Source organism: Acetobacter senegalensis, assembly GCF_001499615.1.
In the GTDB taxonomy this organism is placed as follows: Bacteria; Pseudomonadota; Alphaproteobacteria; order Acetobacterales; family Acetobacteraceae; genus Acetobacter; species Acetobacter senegalensis.
Window position 1 is genome coordinate 3,473,749 of the sequence record NZ_LN606600.1, and the last position, 19,622, is coordinate 3,493,370.

The following is a 19,622-nucleotide window of genomic DNA, read 5'->3' on the forward strand; positions in this document are numbered from 1 at the left end:
TCCTGTGGTTTGTCTTGGTTCTGAATGCAACACGTATTGGCCCAGCGGGATTGTGGAAATATGCGACGGAATAGTTTGAAACGGTATTGGTTTTGTCACACGGCATTGCGGGGTTTGGTGCCCGTTCTGCTATGCACTGCAGCGTCTGTTTGCATGTCAGGGGCTACGCATGCTGCGGGGGTGAGCAGTGGTACCGCTGAAGGGGCGTCTTCTCAATCTCAGTATTCTCTCCAAATTCCTGCTGGCAGCATGGCTAAGGCGCTGAACGCTCTTTCTGTTCAGACCCACCAGACCATTCTGTTTTCCCCGCAATCGACCAGCCACATCAATGTTGGTGGCATGAAAGGACGCATGACCCCGACAGAGGCGTTGCAGCGTCTGCTCTCTGGCTCCGGACTGAAAGCCGAGATTGTGCCCGGCGCAGGTTTTACAATCAAAAAAGCCTCTGCAATTGGTAAAAAATCTGCAGAAATAAAGGCTAACGATGTTGAGACGATTTTTTCCTTTGCCCACAGAAAGGTAAAATCGGAAAAACGCACATCCAATGTCATTGTAGACAGTATCGCTTACGATCCGTTTGAAAATCTGGGCGGTAATTCCTCCATCGCGTCCTCATTGATATTGCTTCCGGGTGTGGCAGCTATCTACAACGGGGATGAGCCCCGCTACGTCAGCTTGCGTGGTATCAGTCCCGACCTGAACCACACGACGGTTGATGGCCTGACGATGGCCTCTATTGGCGAAACAGGCTCAGGAACGCGGCGTGTCAACCTACAGGACACTCCCGTGGAGATGACATCGCATACCAATATCTACAAGAGCTTCACGGCCGAGCAATCAGGGGATGCCATCGGTGGCGTGATCGACATGATCCCCATGAGTGCCTTTGACCACAAGGGGCTGTATGCTTATTTGGATGGTTACGGAATTGCTTCGTTATATGGTGGCGCGGCAGGACAGAACGGCCTATCCGGCTATCCAAAACACATGGGGGCAGGGGAAAAAGCCGTCATTTCAGGTCGGTTTGGTAAAAATAAAGAATTCGGCATTATTATTTCAAGCCGCTATCAGAACCGTGTGACGAACCAGACCGGTACAAGTGGTGGTCTTCAGTATTTTGATACGGCGGGTAAGTCCATTAGTGAGCCAAGTTCTGCTAAGTGGAACGGTATGGTGGCTCCATCTTCTTATGGAAGTTCCGAATACGCCAACTCTGTGACGACGTTAGGTGGCTCTGGCAAGATTGAGTGGCGTCCGGTCAATACTGGCCTTACCGCGTCTATTATGGGCTGGACGTACCGGCGGCAGGAGCACCAGGTGGGCGACTGGGATGCATACAACCTGAAGAATTCCGTGACCAATCAGACACCCACCAGCGGCACGGAGCAGGTTAACTCCATTTATGTTCGGCGTATTCAGAACACATATTCACGTAGCTCGAACGGCCTTATCGGCCATGTGGACTGGACACGTGGCAAGCATGATCTGGTGGTGCGTGGTGGCTACACATGGGAGGATTACGACAACTACCAGCCGCTTGAACGTATGCGGACCTATCCTTCCAGTCTCTATGCCAATTATGCGGGTGACCCGAAGAACGGGGAGATGTTCCGTATTACCTCTCTTTCAGACCCGAGCCAGGTTCAGAACGCCAAATGGTCGGCGTATCAGATGCAGCAACAGTGGCGGAAATCGACTGAAGGTATCCCTACAGTCCGGGCTGATTATGGTTACAACGTGGAGGGATCGAAGAACCGTCAATTGATGTGCGTGGCCCGTGATTTCTGGCTTTTGGCGATTTGATTGACGGTTTTTGCGATGGCATCCGGTCTGCGTTTTGAGCAGATTGGGCGCTGTTATCCGCTTGATAGCTACGCTGTGGTGCTGATCCGCTGCAGGAAGAGGAAGCGGCGCATGTTGTAGACGATATTGGCCAGGCCGATCCTCATGGTGGCTCGACTGATACCGACAGTCCGGACAAACAGCCCCGTCTGTGACTTCTGATCGGCAAAGACATGCTCGACACGCGAGCGGATGACCGACTTTCCAGCATTTGATTTCTGGATATGCCGGGGCATAGGCTTGAGATGCGGCTTTTTGCGATGAACCTTGGAAACAAATCCCTGCTTTTCCATGAAGTCTTCGTTGGCTTTTGAGCGATAGGCCGTGTCAGCCCAGACACTTGAGGCCGTATTGGTTTTATCCAGCAGCCCCTCTCTCAATCTCGCGCCATCACTGGCGGCGGCATGCGTTGTTTTCCATTTCCGGATGAACCGGTATTTCCGATCGATGGAAACATGCGATTTATAGCCAAAGAACGGGATGGCGAGATCACTGGATGGCATGGTTCCATCATCCTGCAGCTTCGCTTTGGTGAACTTTAGCGTCCAGCGCGCATGACGATCCTTGTGCGACAGCTTTGACGGCTTGTCCTGCCAGTCTTCAGGAATACGTCCTTCCCGAAGATCGGCTTTCTCTGCGTTGGTGTTCCGCTGCTTTGGAGCCGCTACCAGTGTGGCATCCAGGATCTGGCCGGACATCGGCAAATACCCGGCGTTGCGCAGGGTCGCATCAAAGCGGTTGAACAGCCCATCGATCGCACCCGCCTGGGTCAGACGCTCGCGAAACAGCCAGACCGTTTTGGCATCCGGCACCCGATCTGAAAGTCCCAGCCCAAGGAAACGCATAAAGGAGAGGCGATCGTTGATCAGATATTCCGTCCGCTCATCAGACAAATTGTTGAGCGTCTGGATCACCAGAATTTTGAACATCAGCACCGGATCAAATGGCGGTCGTCCGCCTTTGCTTCCGTCAGAATACGCCAGAACCTTCTCCAGGTCAGGGCGGAAGACTTCAAAATCCACAGTCCGGGAAAATGCTTCGAGCTGATCACCAAGCCCGCTCAGCCGGGCAAGCCGCTCTTCAACGTCAAAAAATCCCGCCTGCTTCATGATCCATACTCCAATCAACGCAAGGAAAATGGAATCACAGAGCAGACCTCAATACCAGAGGGTTTTTCGAACCCTCCACGTAAGGCCGAATTCACGAGGTTTTGGTGTTGCTGCGGGTTTTGAATGGCGGGGCTTCAACATCAAGTTCGATGAAAAAGATAAAATATGGAATAACGGGTTCGATGTTACGAGCGATGCCATGTATTCCAATTATTACCCGTGGAAATGGAGCATTCCGTTTGTATTCATGAACGTGAATGGGTTGAAATATGATTGGTCCAGCCTTTCTCAGAGCAAGTCCAACGCGGCGACCAGTCTTTATAATTCCAGAATGAGTGACTACCGCTACCGTGAAGATGTTACCGATGGGTACGTTTCACTTCATTATGCGTTGCCTCATACGGTTTTTATCGCCGGGGTGCGTGTGGATAATGTTGATTATACCTCATGGTCGCCGACATCATCCAATAATATCGCATCTGAAGGATTCACACGCCGGAACGGAAATTACATTAATCCTCTACCATCTTTTGATATTGTCCATCATTTTCCATGGAACGTGAATGTGCACGCTTCATATAGCCGCTCTATTGGACGCCCAACGCCTTCCAATATTGCTCAAGCGGAAAAAATTTCGTGTGGGACGGATGATGATAGTGGCGTGGCGAGTTGCAGTATCAGTAGTGGCAACCCCAATCTGAAACCACGTAAGGCCCATAACTTTGACGTTGCCGTGGATAAATATTTCGACCATGGAAATGGGATGGTGAGCGCCACATTCTTCAACAAGATTATTAAAGATGACATCTATAATCTTACCAATATCTACATGCAGGATGGCGAAATATTCCAAAGCAGCACACCTATGAACGCAAGCGGGTCTATTCTGCGTGGGGTTGAGTTCTCGGCATTGGATCGGTCCATCCATCTGCTTGGCCAGGTGTTTGACCTTTCCATGAATGCAACCTGGATGCAGGGACATATGCACTACTCTAACGGCACGACGATGCTACGCAGTGACCATCTGATCTACCAACCAGATGTTTTGGTAAATGGCGCTGTGACCTGGCACATACCAGCTATCAAAGGTGCTTTGCGTGCCACTGCAAACTATAACGGAAAATTCCTGACCGGATTGGGGTCTACTCGAGATGAAAATACCGGGCAGGGAAGTGTTTTCATGCTGAACATGGCACTATGGCATCAGGTCTATAAAAATGTGAGCTTTAAATACGAAGTGCAAAACCTCAGCAATACGCATTTCAATAATGTTATTGGTTCCAAGCTGCAGTACACCAACAATACAAACTACTTGGGTCGCGGTGTATATTTTCATGTCATTCTTGACTATAAATAATGAACTTAAGGTGGGATGAGATGGGAGCTGGTTGCAAAGGCGGAAAATGGTCTCGCCGACGGGTATGTCTGAGCTTGATACTCGTCACTGTTTCACCGTCTCCGACATATGCGGCCAGCATACCAGCGACTGGATCAGAAAAGTGGGTAGTGTCTGGTCGCAGCTCTCCTGTTGCCAATCCCGCCGCTACGGTCAGGTTTGGCAACGCGCGTTTTACCATTCTGACGGACAGGCTAGTACGTATGGAATGGGCGGAAGACAGACAGTTTGAGGATAGGGCCTCTCTGGTGTTTGTTAACCGGAACCTGCCTGTGCCGGATTATACTCAACTGGCACAGGACGGCGCATTGGAGATCCGGACTGCGTGTCTTTTTCTCCATTACAGACCTCAAGGAAATGGCGCATTCACAGCCGACAGTCTTCATGTGAACGTAACTTGCGGCAGCCCGCGCCCAGAGTGGAGACCGGGCCAGACTGATGATGCCAACCTTCTTGGGACGACGCGCACTCTTGACGGTTCAGATGGCATAAAACTTCGCGAGCCCATGGAACCTGGTTTGGTTTCCCGCAGCGGATGGGCTCTTGTTGATGACACGGGGCGACCCGTTTTCGACAGGGATTTTCCTGTTCAGAAGACTTCCTCGGCTTCTCCTCTCACTTGGCCATGGGCTATAGCCCCTCGTTCCGGACCGCGTCAGGATTTGTATTTTTTTGGCTATGGCCATGATTACAAAAGGGCACTCGGAGACTTTACGCAGGTGGCAGGGAAAATTCCCTTACCACCAAAATCGGTTTTCGGAGTTTGGTGGTCACGGTATTGGTCCTATAGCGATCAGGAGTTGCTGGCGTTAACGGATGACTTTGCACAGCATAGCCTGCCGTTAGATGTCATGGTGCTCGATATGGATTGGCATCTTAATCAGGATCAACTTGCAGCCCGGGGATTAAAAGATCTATCTGGTCACAAACTCGGTTGGACAGGCTACAGTTGGAACCGACTTCTCTTTCCTGATCCATCAGGTTTTTTGCAAAGACTTCATGATAGCGGCGTTAAAGTCTCACTTAACCTGCATCCAGCTTCTGGTGTGCAGAAGTGGGAAGACGCGTACTCGGATGTAAAAGCGACCCTTGGCCTTTCTGCAGGACAAGAGTCTTATGTTCCTTTTGCACCAACGGATCAACATTATGTCGATGCATATTTTTCACTCCTTCATCGTCCTTTGGAAAAACAAGGCGTAGATTTTTGGTGGCTGGATTGGCAGCAGGAAAACAAGACCGCCCTGCCTGGGTTGAACCCAACATGGTGGTTGAACTACCTGCATTTTATGGAGCAAGAAGCAGAGGGGATACGGCCTCTGATTTTTCATCGCTGGGGCGGTTTGGGTAATCACCGTTATCAGATTGGTTTTTCAGGTGACACTAAGTCAGATTGGGCATCATTGGCGTTTCAACCGTGGTTTACGGCTACCGCTGCAAATGTTGGGTATGCTTATTGGAGCCATGACATCGGTGGTCATGCGCCGGGCGCGGTCGAACCCGAACTTTATACCCGCTGGATACAGTTTGGTATTTTAAGTCCAATTTTTCGAACACATACCACTAAAAATCCTGACGCTGAGCGTCGGGTTTGGGCTTATCCCGAACCATATGCAGATGTCATGCAGGATGCTTTAAGGCAGCGTGCTCTTCTCTTTCCTTATCTGTATACAGAAGCGCGTCAGACATATGAAAACGGCGTCGCTTTCCTTCATCCATTGTACTATGAGTGGCCAGAGCAGGATGATGCCTATAGCACAAAAGGAGAGTATGTTTTCGGAAGTCAAATGATAGCCGCACCCATTACCGCTCCTGTTGATCCGATGACAGGCTTGGCCGAGAAGACGGTCTGGGTGCCTCCGGGTGAGTGGATTGAGCAGTGTAGTGGCGCTTTACTTAATGGGCCGCAGTTACGCGTTAAGCATTATACGTTGGAACAGATACCCGTATTGATGCGGGCAGGTGCCATCATACCGGAGCGTAAGGCAGCTACAGGCGAAGGTTCAAATACAAAGTCTGTTCTGGCGCTAAATATCTGGCCGCTAAGAGCGGGGCAGCGTAGCGACTATGAAGTCTATGACGACACGGGGGAAGGGCTGACCTACCAGACGGGGCAATATACACGTCTTCCGGTAGAGGTCGTGCGAGGAGGAGGTCCTCAGAAAAAAGACAGGCTGCATATTGTTATTGGTCCAGAAAAAAGCGGTCGACTAACAGGGAAGCAGCGCACGGCTCTTGCTCATAGCGTGACCGATCTTCGGTCTTACGAAATTCGTCTACCCGCGGATTTACCGCCTGTCAGCGTATCAGTTAACGGACATTCGCTTAATTTTACAGTGCGGAAAAATGTTGCCGGCTGGCGATATGATGGCAACACACTGACAACGATTATACCTGTTCCTCCAACAGATGTTGCGAAATCAGTGGTTGTGGATGTGATACGTGATGTTGCGCCAGTTGCTACGAAGGAAGGACGCGATGGTTTTGCTGGGCGCCTTTCCTTGCTAAGGGCGTCATATGCGGCTTTGGCTCCTTTTGAGCGGTTTCTGCATGCTCCGGATGCTCTTGTGGCTGCATTGCAGACTGGCGACCGCATGAGTTACTGCCCAAGTTGCGCAATAGATGAATTGGGGCAGTTCAAAAGGGAAAGCAGGGAGGCAAGTGAGGCTTTACGTGCTCATGCGGATTTGTTGCATAAAGCGATTGAGACAAATGAGCGCGCGCTTTTTTATGGTGTCAATAAGCATAATCCTCAAGCCATGAGTGCGAGAGCTAGCGAGTTACGAAAGGCGCTTGCTAAAGCCTTGGCCGTCATGAAGGAGGTGGATCAATTTTGATGCGCTCATCAACAGGAGCGTCAGTGTGAAAGTTGCTTGAGCTGCAAAACCTCTCATGGTCTGTGCGCTATTATGCAAGATAGCTCTAATTGCCTCATTCACAACAGGAAACTTTCTGATTTCTAGATAACTGCCGAGAGGAAGGGGGGGGATTTTGTGCTCCAGAGTTTTTTCGGGTAGGGAACGGGGGAGGGCTCCTTATTTTAAGGAGAAAGAACAAGTCTTGCATGTTGGGAACTATAGTGAGGCAGTCAACTTTCACCTGAGCATGTAAGATGGCAGTTCTGACCAAAAGCGTCGGATTTTGAACGGTAGACAATGCTGTTCCGGCTATCTGAATCTGGACGCCTTAGAGGTCCTTCACACAGCTAATCTGTTATCTTTCATTTGATTTCAAAGAAATCAGCCTGCTTCACCCGGTTACTGCGCTATCGATACAGATTGGATAGGATCGAAGCATCAGATTCGACATATGACGTAATTGCGATGGTTATCCGATGGAGTTTTCGGGCTACACGCATGCTGGATAATGAAATGGGGAAATACTTCAGCGCCAGAATGGCAACGGAGGCACCGCAGGTCTGCACGATCCGTTAAAGAAGACATAAAATGCGGTGCCAAGATATTTATGCTTTATGACTATCGGAAGAAATTCGCTTTAATAAAGCTTCCTGATGTGGGAGCACTAAATTATGGCGGCGTGGCCTCTTCAACTCGGCAATTCTGATAGTGTGGAAGCAGCTGTTCGTGACATAGTGAAACAGATTGATACAATCCTTGAAATCTTGATGAGGTCTTCTGCTCTGAAAACAAAGAGCTTCCTCACAAGACAGCGGACATGACAGGACACATGTCCATACTGACATGCTCAAACCAAAAGACGGCCACATCTTTCCGTTTGATATCCAAGAAACTTTTCGGAAAACGCGTGGAAATGTTTCACTCTAAAAATTCGCTACTTCTTACTGACACAACACCGGTCTACACAAAGCGAGAAAGCCCCCAGCTTAGCATTATTGTTCCTTGTTATAATGAGGCAGAAAATATTAAAATACTCGTGTCCGCCATTGATAAAGCCTTGAGCAGCGTAGTGTGGGAGATCATTTTTGTCGATGATAATTCCCCAGACAATACGATTGATGTCATTCGGGAATGTGCGGCAAGAGACCCGCGAATACGAGGGATCAGACGTGTTGGCCGTAAGGGGCTTTCCTCCGCAGTAATCGAAGGTGTTCTTTCGTCTTCAGCACCTTTTGCTGCTGTAATGGATGGTGACCTGCAACATGATGAATGTTGCCTTGTTCCTATGCTCCGTGAAATTACTGAACACGGATATGATCTGGTGGTTGCCAGTCGTTATGTTGTCGGTGGTGATGATAACGGGCTGGATGGCATTTGGCGCCATTTCCTCTCAAAAGGTGGCTCTTCCTTTACAAGAAGATTACTCTCCATTCAGTTACAAGATCCAATGAGTGGTTTTTTTATGTTTAAACGGGCTCTTTTTGAAAAGGCGGCAACGCAAATGTCTGGTGCAGGGTTTAAAATTTTACTTGATCTCATTTGCTCCAGTTCATTACCTTTAAAAATAAAAGAAGTTCCAACCACGTTTAAACCACGCCGTTACGGCGAAAGTAAGCTGGATTTTGGCGTTATTTTAAATCTTCTAAAATTCATAGCAAGAATGAAAGTGAAGAAGGTTTTAGGCGGCATTTCATAGAAAGATATTTTTATGCATTCTTATCTGAAAAATTTTATATTCAGTTTTAACTATGTGTCTATTCTTTATGTTTTTCTTTGGTCTTTTTGTATTGCATCCCGTTTTTCTTCTTTAGGAAATCCATTAATTGACGTTGATGAAGGATTTTACCTTTTTGTTGGTGGCCAGATACTGCAGGGTGCCGTTCCTTTTGTCGATATCTGGGACAGAAAGCCTCTTGGTTTATTCTTGTTATATAGTTTTTTTCATTTATTCGGACCCTATAGAATATTAGCTTATCAAATTGGTGCTACATTATGTGTGGGGTTCACCAGTATGATTGTTATGAAAATGGCGATGGCAATTTCATCTCCATTCGGAGCTTTTTTGGCTGCATTATTATATATTAGTTGTCTAAATATTGCTGGCGGTGAAGGCGGCCAGTCTCCGGTATTTTATAATTTATTGGTTGCTTTTAGTATGTACCTCATTTTCAAAAATGTTGTGGAAAAAAGGGGAAGGCAACCCGACATACAAAAAACAGCATATGCCGTAATGCTCATCATGGGCATTGCAATCCAGATAAAATATACTACGCTTTTTGAAGGAATTTTTTCAGGTCTTTTCCTTCTTTTTGCTCTTTACCAGACAACAAAATCCATTCGATTTCTTTCTCTCCAAGCCGTCATCTGGATCTGCATTGCCTGCTTACCGACAATTGGAGTTGCTGTGGCCTACATGATGGCTGGTCATGGTCAGGAATGGTGGTTTGCAAATATTGCATCAATTTTCCATCGGGGCCAACGGAACCATGCCCTCGTCAGGCATCAAGCCGCAAAAATGCTGGAGTTTACGCTCCCGCTTCTTGTGAGTATTCCTTTTAGAAGAATTTTCTGTTTGGACATGACCAAGCAGCAGAAGCTATGCGGTCGTTTTTTTGATCTTTGGACTTTTTCTGCACTTTCAGGGGTAGCTGTCTTTGGAAGCTGGTATACTCATTATGCGCTGCCTCTTTTTACGTCTTTGACAATTGTATCAGCTGCTTATTGGAACAGAAGCGCAGGCAAAATCTGGATGTTACTCCTTTTGGGCTATATGACGTTCAAAGGGCAAACTACAATAATAAAGCATCAGAATTCTCGTGGGAATAAGATTGTTTTCCAGAATATTCTTTCGAATATGTCCAAGAATAAAGGTTGTCTTTTTATTTACAGTGGGTCTCCTATTTTTTATGATTTTGCAAATTTCTGCAAAATGACAACACATCCATTTCCTGGGCATTTTCATGAATATATAGAAAGAAATTCGACAGGAATGAACCCATTAATTGAAACTCAGCATATACTAAATCAAAAGCCGATGTATATTCTGTCGAGAGAACCTGCTATAGAGGGCGAAAATATGCAAGTTCGGCAATTACTTTATCAGTCTCTCTCTTCATATTATTATCCTGCTTATAGGGTGGCCCTGAAGGACAATTCTATTGTTGTCTACAAACTTACTGGCTCTCCAAAATGAAGTATAGAACACTACGTTACCAGAGGGTTTGGAATAAGGATTTTCTGCGAGTGTCGCTGTGTGCTAATTTCAGCCCTGAAGTGTTCGGCGGTTCGCTTAATAAAGGCTTTGGATGAGGTAGGGGGCTAGAAATACGCCTTTTCCTGATCGCGTAAAAACCGTCACGCATAGGGATTTTAACAAGTGGAAAAACGTGAGCGAAGGTTTTTTAGCGCTCTTCATCTAGCTGTGCGGTGCAAGTGGTATTATGCCTCGACCAATATTCTAAGTTTTTTACTCACCTGGTAGAAGGTATATACTCGTAAAGGGTTCGAGAAATCCCCGTTGGGGACTTTTCATCTCTTGGTATATCAATGGGTATAGTTTCCATTCGACCATAAAAGGAGGGTCTTTAGAACCCTCCACACCTTATTATATATCTCCGCAAAATGGCGGGAGAATAACTGTTTTTCTCATGGTATTTTTAGCGTGACGCTATTTTCACGGTGGGTTGCGTAACATCATACTGAAACAGGCAGGAGGTTGCCTCGGAGAAGGCAAACACGGCTGATCTTGCCGTTGGCTTGGATACAGTAAGGCAACCTGCGACAAGCATAATGCTGAATGCGAGCACACCTGACCAAAGTGTTTTTTGCGGCATAGAAGCGTTCTCCTCGCCTGAGTGAAAAAAGGAGTTTCTCGTAGGAGAACTTCCGGTTCATATTTCACTAAAATATGTTGAATTATAATTTTTACAACCATAAAATAATGTGGTTAATTAATTTCATGTTTCTAAGTGTGATTTGGAGCCGCCTCTATGACCATTCAACTTGGGCAGACTGCCCCTGATTTTGTGCAGGAAAGCACTCAGGGGCCTATTCACTTTCACTCGTGGCTTGGGTCTTCGTGGGGAATTCTCTTCAGTCATCCCAAGGATTTCACGCCTGTATGCACCACAGAATTGGGGACAGTGGCACGTCTGGCACCGGAGTGGGCCAAACGAAACACAAAAGTGCTGGGATTATCTGTCGATGAACTGAAAGATCATGCCGGGTGGGAAGCCGACATTGCCGAAACTCAGGGGAGTAGTGTTGATTTCCCAATTCTAGCCGATGCAGACAGAAAGGTGGCTACACTCTACGGTATGATCCATCCGGAGGCAGACCCGAAAGTAACGGTCCGGAGCGTCTTCATTATTGATCCTGACAAGAAAGTCAGGTTGACGCTGACCTATCCCCCGTCAGCAGGCCGAAATTTTGATGAGATTTTACGGGTGCTGGATAGTCTGCAACTGACAGACAGGCAGAAAGTGACAACGCCTGCTGACTGGCATTTGGGAGATGACGTCATCATCGCGCCTTCCGTCAGTAATGAACAGGCACAGAAGCTGTTTCCGCAAGGCTGGAAAACACTCAAGCCGTATCTGCGTCTAGTGAAACTCTCCTACGGCGTGTCGTCAGTTAAGCGCTGAGTATGGCACGTGAGGGTTGTACTTTGTGGCGTCCTGTGCTGACTGTTTTCCCGATTTTGTGGGAGAGCAACAGATGCGGCGCTACGGTTTACGCAACGATCAGTGGGAACGGATAAAAGACCTTCTCCCCGGTCGTGAAGGTCATGTCGGCGGCACAGCAGCGGACAACCGCCTGTTCGTGGAGGCCGTGCTGTATCGCTATCGCGCAGGCATTCCATGGCGTGATCTTCCTGCCCGTTTCGGAGACTGGAAAAACGTGCATCGGCGTCTGCGCCGCTGGTGTGAAAGCGGTGTTATTGAGAGGATCTTTCGCCATCTAGCCGCGGATCACGACAATGAATACATGATGATCGACAGCACCATTGTCCGGGCACATCAGCATAGTGCCGGAGCCCTCAAAAAAGGGGCGCGGATCAGGCCATCGGACGATCACGAGGCGGGTTGACGACAAAGATCCATGCCATCTGCGACGCTCTGGGCAATCCGGTGGAACTCGGCATCACACCGGGGCAGGATGCGGATATCAGCCAGGCGGAACCGATGCTGGAAAACATCGATCCGGATGCCTTCCTCGCCGACAGGGCGTATGACGCGGACAGACTGATTGATCGGCTGACACAGCGCGGGATTACTCCGGTCATCCCGCCGAAACGCAATAGAACAACCCAACGGGAAACCGACTTCGCTCTCTACCGCGAACGGAACCTTGTCGAGCGGTTCTTCAATAAACTCAAGCAGTTCCGTGCTATCGCAACACGCTACGACAAGCTGAAATCGACCTTCCTCGCAGCCGTGCAGTTCGCTTCAATCATTATCCTACTTAACTGACGACACGCTCTAGGGCAGCCGAAGTCTTTTTTGCGAGGGGGGAGTGGGTGAATGCGACAGGATATACGTAAACGGGTCTTCGAGGCCCATAAAGCCATGAGTATGCCGCCTTCCGTCGAACGGAGGCTAGCGGCATATCCGTCTCCTCCACGACGTAAAACAGCGTCTCGTCGGGCACGCGGGCCACAAGGCGAGGCTTTGTTGGACACGACTGTTTCAGAAGCAGTTTTTCGGCATCTTTCAGGATCTCTGGCACCATTTGAAATCGTGATTGTTCCGGGGCTTGATGGTTCCGGGCCGGAGCATTGGCAATCCCAGTGGCAGAAACTCTTCAGTTCTTACGATATTGCCGTCAGCCGTGTTCGGCAGGAAATCTGGTCAAAACCTCATTACAAGAGCTGGCTGATGACGCTGTGTGCGGCGGTAACGCACAGTAAGAAACCGGTCCTGTTGGTTGCCCACAGTCTGGGCTGCCTCCTGGTAGCGCACGCTGCGCAGCAGGGATTATTGCCCAGTACCGTGGCTGGGGCGCTGCTTGTTGCTCCTGCAGACGTCGAGAATGGGCCGTCCGAGCATTTGCATCGTGTTGCCGCTTTTAGTCCGATACCTTTATCACCGCTACCTTTTCCGGCGTTAGTGGTGGGAAGCAGAAATGATCCATGGCTTGGCGTAAGGCGTGCCCGAACCCTTGCTCGCCATTGGCAGGCGTCGTTCGTCGATGCGGGACGGAAAGGTCATATTGGGAATCAGTGCGACCTTGGATACTGGATTGATGGGTTGCTCTTTCTGGACAGACTGACTCAAACGATTGTGCTGCGCAATGCAGGGCAGACACGGCATCCGAAAAAGACACTGCAATAGCCCAGAAAACCCTTACGACATGCACATACCATCAGCGTGCGCCGGGCTTAGTAGCTTCGTCATGAGCAAAATGTTTTGACATCGCATTATTCCGTGTGCAAATAAAAGAGGACGCAGGTTTCCTATCAACTCGTTCATCAATGGCGGTGAACGATAGGGAAATGGCAGAATCGCTCACGACGACACCCGGGTGGCCAACGATGGTCTCCGTGCCTGAAGAAGGCGTCTCCGTTCCTTTTGCTGGTGGAGACTGGATGCGATGACGTGGACAAAGGATTTCTCAAGGCCGGAAACCCGCGTACCCTGTTGGCGGCGTTTCTTTACTTCGATGTCTCCTTCATGGTGTGGGTCCTGCTGGGACCGCTCGGTATTTCGATTGCTCATGATCTGCACCTGAATGCCGGACAGAAGGGGCTGCTTGTGGCTACCCCAGTTCTGGCTGGGGCTCTGCTACGTGTGCTGGCTGGCGCGCTGGTCGATCATTTCGGGCCTCGTCGGGTTGCGATTGGAGCCCAGCTTCTTGTCATTGCCGGGCTATTCCTGACGTGGCTGATTGCGCCACACAGCTATGGCGCATTGTTCGGTGTGGCGTTGGTGTTAGGGGTGGCCGGGGCATCGTTTGCCATTGCTCTGCCGCTCGCGTCTGCATGGTATCCGCCACACTATCAGGGTACGGCGTTGGGTATTGCCGGGGCGGGTAATTCCGGCACGGCGCTTGCATCCCTTTTTGCGCCCGGTCTGGCAGTTCTCTACGGCTGGGTAAATGTGCTGGGGCTGGCAACCCTGCCTTTGATCGCTGTTCTGATTGCCTTTATGTTTCTGGCCAGCGAGCCTCCTCAGCGTCGGTCCAGCGGAGGTCTGGTGGCTTGGCTGCCCGTTCTGCGTAGCAGCGACTGCTGGTTGTTGATGTTTTTCTACGGCGTGACATTCGGCGGTTTTGTAGGGCTTGCTTCGTTCCTGACCATTTATTTCAACGATCAGTACAGTTTGCCTCCCGCCATTGCAGGAAGCTGCACGGCTTTCGTGGTGTTTGTTGGGTCGTTCGTGCGTCCGCTTGGGGGCGCCATGGCTGATCGTATCGGCGGGGAACGCGCTTTGAGCATCCTGTTCGCACTTGCTGCTGTTATTTTTGCTCTGATTGGGTTCGGCCTGCCGACAATCTGGTTTGCGTTTCCTGCCTTTTTTCTTGGTATGCTTGTGCTGGGTCTGGGGAATGGTGCTGTCTTCCAGCTTGTGCCGACACGGTTCCCCAGCCGGGTTGGTATTCTGACAGGGCTGGTGGGCATGAGCGGCGGGGTAGGGGGATTCTATCTGGCATCCTCCCTTGGGGCCGCACGCCAGGCTACGGGTTCCTACGGGCCGGGTTTTATGGGCTTTGCCGCGATCACGGTGGTGGCGTTTCTCTGTGTCGGGCTGTGCCGCCGCCGCTGGACGGCTGAGCAGTCCCACATGTCGCCCGAGGCCGATGCTGCTGCGTCTTCGTAATTATTGCTCCCTACTTAATCAGGAACGTGTCCCGTGACCCGTATCTCTGCAGTGTTTCGCCCAGCCTCGCTTACGGCAGGTATCACCACCCTTTTTGTCAGTCTGAATGTGGGCCATGCGGCACAGGCCGACATCGCGCCTGCAGCTGGCGTGACGGCCACCAAAATGAAGTCGGCTTCATCTCCACCGGCAGAAAAAGCGGCGGTTCACCATGTTACATTGCCGCATAGTCCTGACTGGGGAGTATTCAACGCCGGGAAAGGGGCGGCAGCCGGGTTCGGAACTGTCGGTGGTTTTGGTCAGGCGCGCTGGGCGGAGGACTGGAGCGACCTTGTTACGACAGCCCCCGAACAGCGGCGGAAGGACTGGTTTAACCGCTTGAAACACATTTCCCTGACCAACAAGGGAGACATCTGGCTTTCCCTCAACGGGGAAGAACGGCTGCGTTACATCTTTGAGAACCAGCCCATGATGGGAACTGCTGGCAAAACAGACGCCAGCCGCATTCTGCTGCGTAACCAGTATGGGGCGGATCTCCATTTGGGAGACCACGTACGCGCCTATGCTGAGTTTCTTTGGGGTGTCGCCGGAGGATCGAATTATTACGGCTACCAGAATGGCGTACAGCGTGAGCGGCTGGATCTTCAGCAGGGTATTCTGGAGGTAAAGGGCAGAATGCTGGGGGCTAAAATGGGCGTGATCGGTGGTCGCCAGATTTTTCTAGATGCCCCCGTCACCATGCAGTCCGCGCGGGACCTGACCAATGCCCAGCAATCGTGGGATGGATTTCGCGGTTATGCCGTGTGGAAATCTTTCCGGCTGGATCTGTTCGATTTCATGCAGACCAACAAGCTTCCTCGCAATGTGTTTGCCGATGGCACGAACTACAACGCCCGGATGTATGGCATCTATACCTCCACTGCGCTGCCGCAATTTTCGGTCATGGGACAGAAGAGCCAGATTTTTGCGGATGTATTCTTCATTGACTACCTGTTCAACGGAGCAGCAGCCGCTTTGGCGACCACAACAGGTACACGGGCGGGATCGACCCGCCGGGACAATATCGGTTCACGGGTGTGGGGGAATGTCGGTCCCTTCGATATCAGCCTCACCGGCGTGTTTCAGGGCGGAGAATTCCGGCCTGCCGGGAACAATCCCACACGGGCAGTCCGGGCTTATGCAGTTAATGGCACGTTCGGCTGGACGGCAAAAAATCTGAAAGCCAAACCATCCATTGCCTTGCAGGGGGACGTGTTTTCAGGTGGGTCCTACCATAGTCAGGATGGTGCGGTCGGCACATTCGCCACCCCTTATTTTCCGCTGCCCTACTATAACGATGTAACACTGGCTCTGACATCCCAAAACCTGATTGGTATTGGGCCTGTTATTGCGGCTGCACCGTTGGCGAACCTGCATCTCAAGCTGCACGTTCCCTTTTTCTGGCGCGAAAGCACGCAGGATGCGGTGTATGGCACTGGAAAAATCTATAGCTGGCGCAATGGTCTTTCGGGCGGGTTCATTGGAGCTACACCCCAGACCCAGCTTGCGTGGAACTTTGCGCCCCACTGGACCTGGACGCATGACATCGCAGGTTTTGTCGCATCACACGGTATGCATCACGCAGGCGCAAAGGACGGCGCTTTCTACATGCAAACCATGGAATTCAAGTTCTGACCGCCGATAGCACGACAGGAGAAATGATCATGTCCAAAACAGGAAATATCGTCGTCATCGGTAATGGGATGGTTGGCCACTACTGTGCCGAACAGCTTGTGATGCATGGGCTGCATGAAAATTGCACGATCCATATTTTTGGCGATGAGATTCACGATGCCTATGACCGCGTGCATCTGACGGAGTATATGAGCGGACAGGATGCTCTGGCGTTGCGGCTGCATGCGGATGATTTCCACGCCCATCACGGCCTGATACTGCACCGTGGCGTAAGGGTGACGCGCATCGACCGGGAGGCGCGGATGGTGGAAAGTGCTGAAGGTCTGTTGCCTTATGACACGCTAATCCTTGCTACCGGTTCCACACCTTTCGTGCCACCGGTTCCCGGCAATACGGGCACTGCGGGGCTAGTCTATCGCACACTGGATGATCTGGACATGATCCGGGCTGCGGCGGAAGGGGCCGCGCACGGTGTGGTCATTGGCGGAGGATTGCTGGGGCTGGAAGCCGCAAATGCCTTGGCGGGATTGGGGCTATCCACGGCCGTTGTTGAATTCGCGCCTCGCCTTATGCCAGTACAGTTGGACGACGAGGGCGGTCAGGCTCTGAAGCAACGGATTGAGGCATTAGGGATCAATGTCCTTACGGCTCATGCCACCCAGCAGATCATTGCAGGGGAAACGCACCGACATCGGCTGGTTTTTGCCGATGGCACATTTCTGGAAACTGATTTGGTGGTGTTCTCGGCCGGTATTCGTCCACAGGACCGATTGGCCCGTGACTGCGGTCTCGCTATTGGCCCGCGCGGCGGTATCGTGATTGACGGGCGATGCCTTACTTCTGACCCGCATATCTATGCCATTGGCGAATGTGCTTGCTGGAACGGTCAAGTTTTTGGGCTGGTCGCGCCGGGATACACAATGGCCCGCACGGTTGCCACCACGCTTGCCGGGGAAGACGCCGCCTTTTGCGGGGCGGATATGTCCACCAAACTCAAGCTGCTGGGCGTGGATGTGGGCTCCATCGGTGATGCACATGGCGCCACGCCGGGCAGCCTGAGCTATCGCTTCATTGGGGAGATGGACGGTTCATATCGTCGCCTTGTGCTTTCAGGGGATGGCAGCCGCGTGCTTGGGGCTGTGCTGGTGGGGGACAACGCCTATTACGACACCATTCTTCAGTATGTGCAGAACAGCATTAAACCGTCGGCCGACCCCGCTGCACTGATCCTGCCACGCGGGGAAGGGGCGGATCTGCTAGGTGCTGACGCGCTGCCCGATACAGCCATGATCTGCTCATGCCACAACGTTACAAAAGGGGCGATCTGTTCCTCCATTGAGGAAGGGTGCACGGACCTTGCGGGGCTTAAGCAATCCACAAAAGCCAGCACTGGCTGCGGTGGCTGCTCGGCCCTGCTCAAGACCGTGTTTGAAACGGAACTGGAAGCCCGTGGCATTACTGTTGACCATAGTTTGTGCGAACATTTTTCCTATACACGGCAGGAGCTTTATTCCCTCGTTCGCGTACACGGAATCCAGACGTTTGAAGAGCTGATGGCACAATATGGCAATGGGGGGCTTGGTTGCGATATCTGTAAGCCCGCTGTCGGTTCAATCCTTGCATCAGCCTGGAACAAGCCCATTACCGACCCGCTTTATATCCCGTTGCAGGACACGAACGACACGTTCATGGCCAACATGCAGAAAAACGGCACATATTCTGTCGTGCCGCGCATAGCGGGGGGGGAAATTACGCCGGATAAACTGATTGTCCTTGGGCAGGTGGCAAAGAAATATGGTCTTTATACCAAAATTACCGGCGGCCAGCGTATTGATCTGTTCGGTGCGCAACTGGACCAACTGCCCGATATCTGGGGCGAATTGCTGGAAGCCGGGTTCGAGACCGGCCATGCCTATGGCAAATCCACCCGGACTGTAAAATCCTGTGTGGGCAGCACATGGTGCCGTTATGGGGTACAGGACAGCGTGAGCAAGGCGCTGGATCTGGAAAACCGCTACAAGGGTCTGCGTTCTCCCCATAAGCTCAAATTTGCCGTTTCAGGGTGCACCCGCGAATGTGCGGAGGCGCAAAGCAAGGACGTGGGAGTAATTGCTACAGAAAACGGCTGGAATCTTTACGTTTGCGGCAATGGGGGTATGCGGCCCCGCCATGCAGAACTGTTTGCGACAGATCTCGATTCTGACACGCTGGTGAAATACATTGACCGTTTCCTGATGTTTTATATCCGGACCGCAGATAAACTTCAGCGTACCTCTGTCTGGCGAGAAAATCTTGAAGGCGGACTGGATTACCTGCGTGACGTCATCATAAACGATAGCTTGGGTATCTGCGAAGAACTTGAGCGCCAGATGCAGATGGTGGTGGATCGCTATCAGTGCGAGTGGCGTGATGCACTGACCGACCGTGAAAAACTCAAAAGGTTCCGTACGTTCGTCAATGATGGTCGCCCTGACCCGAACATACGCACCTTGCCAGAGCGGGAACAGGTCCGCCCGGCGGATAATATGCCCGAAACTGCAGCCTCGGCCGGCCCAACGCAATGGACTGAACTGTGCAGCCAGGACGACCTGGTGGCAAAATCAGGGGTTGTGGCATGGCATGAGGGTAACCAGATTGCCCTGTTCTATCTGCCTGGCACGGAAGAGACGGCTGCGCGGGTCTATGCGATAGATAACCATGATCCGTTCTCAAACGCCAACGTGCTTGGCCGAGGACTGATGGGTGATCTGAAGGGGCAACTGGTGGTTGCGTCTCCCCTCTACAAACAGCATTTCTGTCTGGAAGACGGGCAATGCCTTGAGGACCCCACCGTCCAGTTGCGGACATGGGACGCGCGTGTAGAAAACGGGAGAGTAGAAATCCGGGCCAAGACGATCAAAGCCGCACCGGAACCTGTTCTGGTCTGATT

Annotated in this window: 12 protein-coding genes; 11 read left to right on the plus strand and 1 reads right to left on the minus strand. The window is 51.1% G+C overall.

Translation table 11 applies throughout. The annotated features are described in order from the left end of the window. The first annotated feature begins 180 nt into the window (after window positions 1-180). Entirely contained in the window at window positions 181-1,803 is a 1,623-nt protein-coding gene (locus ASN_RS16125) for a TonB-dependent receptor (RefSeq protein ID WP_231948277.1), read from the plus strand. A gap of 68 nt (window positions 1,804-1,871) precedes the next feature. On the opposite strand, the gene ASN_RS16130 is transcribed toward ASN_RS16125, so the two are convergent. Continuing rightward, window positions 1,872-2,951, minus strand: coding sequence for an IS5 family transposase (locus tag ASN_RS16130; protein WP_058988266.1), 1,080 nt, complete (start codon window positions 2,949-2,951; stop codon window positions 1,872-1,874). Between the two features lie 28 nt (window positions 2,952-2,979). On the opposite strand from ASN_RS16130, the gene ASN_RS16135 reads away from it, so the two are divergent. The 10 genes from ASN_RS16135 to nirB all read left to right on the plus strand — a co-directional run bounded on the left by ASN_RS16135 (window position 2,980) and on the right by nirB (window position 19,620). Next, window positions 2,980-4,308, plus strand: a complete 1,329-nt coding sequence (locus ASN_RS16135; protein WP_231948278.1) for a TonB-dependent receptor domain-containing protein — start codon at window positions 2,980-2,982, stop codon at window positions 4,306-4,308. Between the two features lie 287 nt (window positions 4,309-4,595). After that, window positions 4,596-7,181: a glycoside hydrolase family 31 protein gene (locus ASN_RS16140; protein WP_231948279.1), complete on the plus strand. Its 2,586-nt coding sequence runs from the start codon at window positions 4,596-4,598 to the stop codon at window positions 7,179-7,181. An 850-nt stretch (window positions 7,182-8,031) separates the two neighbouring features. Beyond that, window positions 8,032-8,898, plus strand: coding sequence for a polyprenol monophosphomannose synthase (locus ASN_RS16145; protein ID WP_231948280.1), 867 nt, complete (start codon window positions 8,032-8,034; stop codon window positions 8,896-8,898). Between the two features lie 12 nt (window positions 8,899-8,910). Beyond that, complete coding sequence (locus ASN_RS16150; protein WP_058988808.1) at window positions 8,911-10,395, plus strand: ArnT family glycosyltransferase; 1,485 nt, start codon at window positions 8,911-8,913, stop codon at window positions 10,393-10,395. A gap of 796 nt (window positions 10,396-11,191) precedes the next feature. Then, complete coding sequence (locus ASN_RS16155) at window positions 11,192-11,845, plus strand: peroxiredoxin (RefSeq protein WP_058988809.1); 654 nt, start codon at window positions 11,192-11,194, stop codon at window positions 11,843-11,845. 73 nt (window positions 11,846-11,918) lie between these two features. Continuing rightward, window positions 11,919-12,673, plus strand: a protein-coding gene (locus tag ASN_RS19055) for an IS5 family transposase (protein WP_099048343.1) whose coding sequence is annotated in 2 segments (ribosomal slippage) — window positions 11,919-12,249 and window positions 12,249-12,673 — 756 coding nt in all. Because the reading frame shifts where the segments join, the coding sequence is not laid out codon by codon here. 51 nt (window positions 12,674-12,724) lie between these two features. Continuing rightward, window positions 12,725-13,534 (plus strand): RBBP9/YdeN family alpha/beta hydrolase, encoded by an 810-nt coding sequence (locus ASN_RS16170; RefSeq protein WP_082666740.1) that lies wholly within the window; start codon window positions 12,725-12,727, stop codon window positions 13,532-13,534. Window positions 13,535-13,798: 264 nt separating this feature from the next. Continuing rightward, window positions 13,799-15,019: a nitrate/nitrite transporter gene (locus ASN_RS16175; protein WP_058989414.1), complete on the plus strand. Its 1,221-nt coding sequence runs from the start codon at window positions 13,799-13,801 to the stop codon at window positions 15,017-15,019. Between the two features lie 33 nt (window positions 15,020-15,052). Beyond that, complete coding sequence (locus ASN_RS16180; protein WP_058988811.1) at window positions 15,053-16,693, plus strand: alginate export family protein; 1,641 nt, start codon at window positions 15,053-15,055, stop codon at window positions 16,691-16,693. A 29-nt stretch (window positions 16,694-16,722) separates the two neighbouring features. Further along, complete coding sequence (gene nirB, locus ASN_RS16185) at window positions 16,723-19,620, plus strand: nitrite reductase large subunit NirB (RefSeq protein ID WP_058989415.1); 2,898 nt, start codon at window positions 16,723-16,725, stop codon at window positions 19,618-19,620. Window positions 19,621-19,622 lie beyond the last annotated feature (2 nt).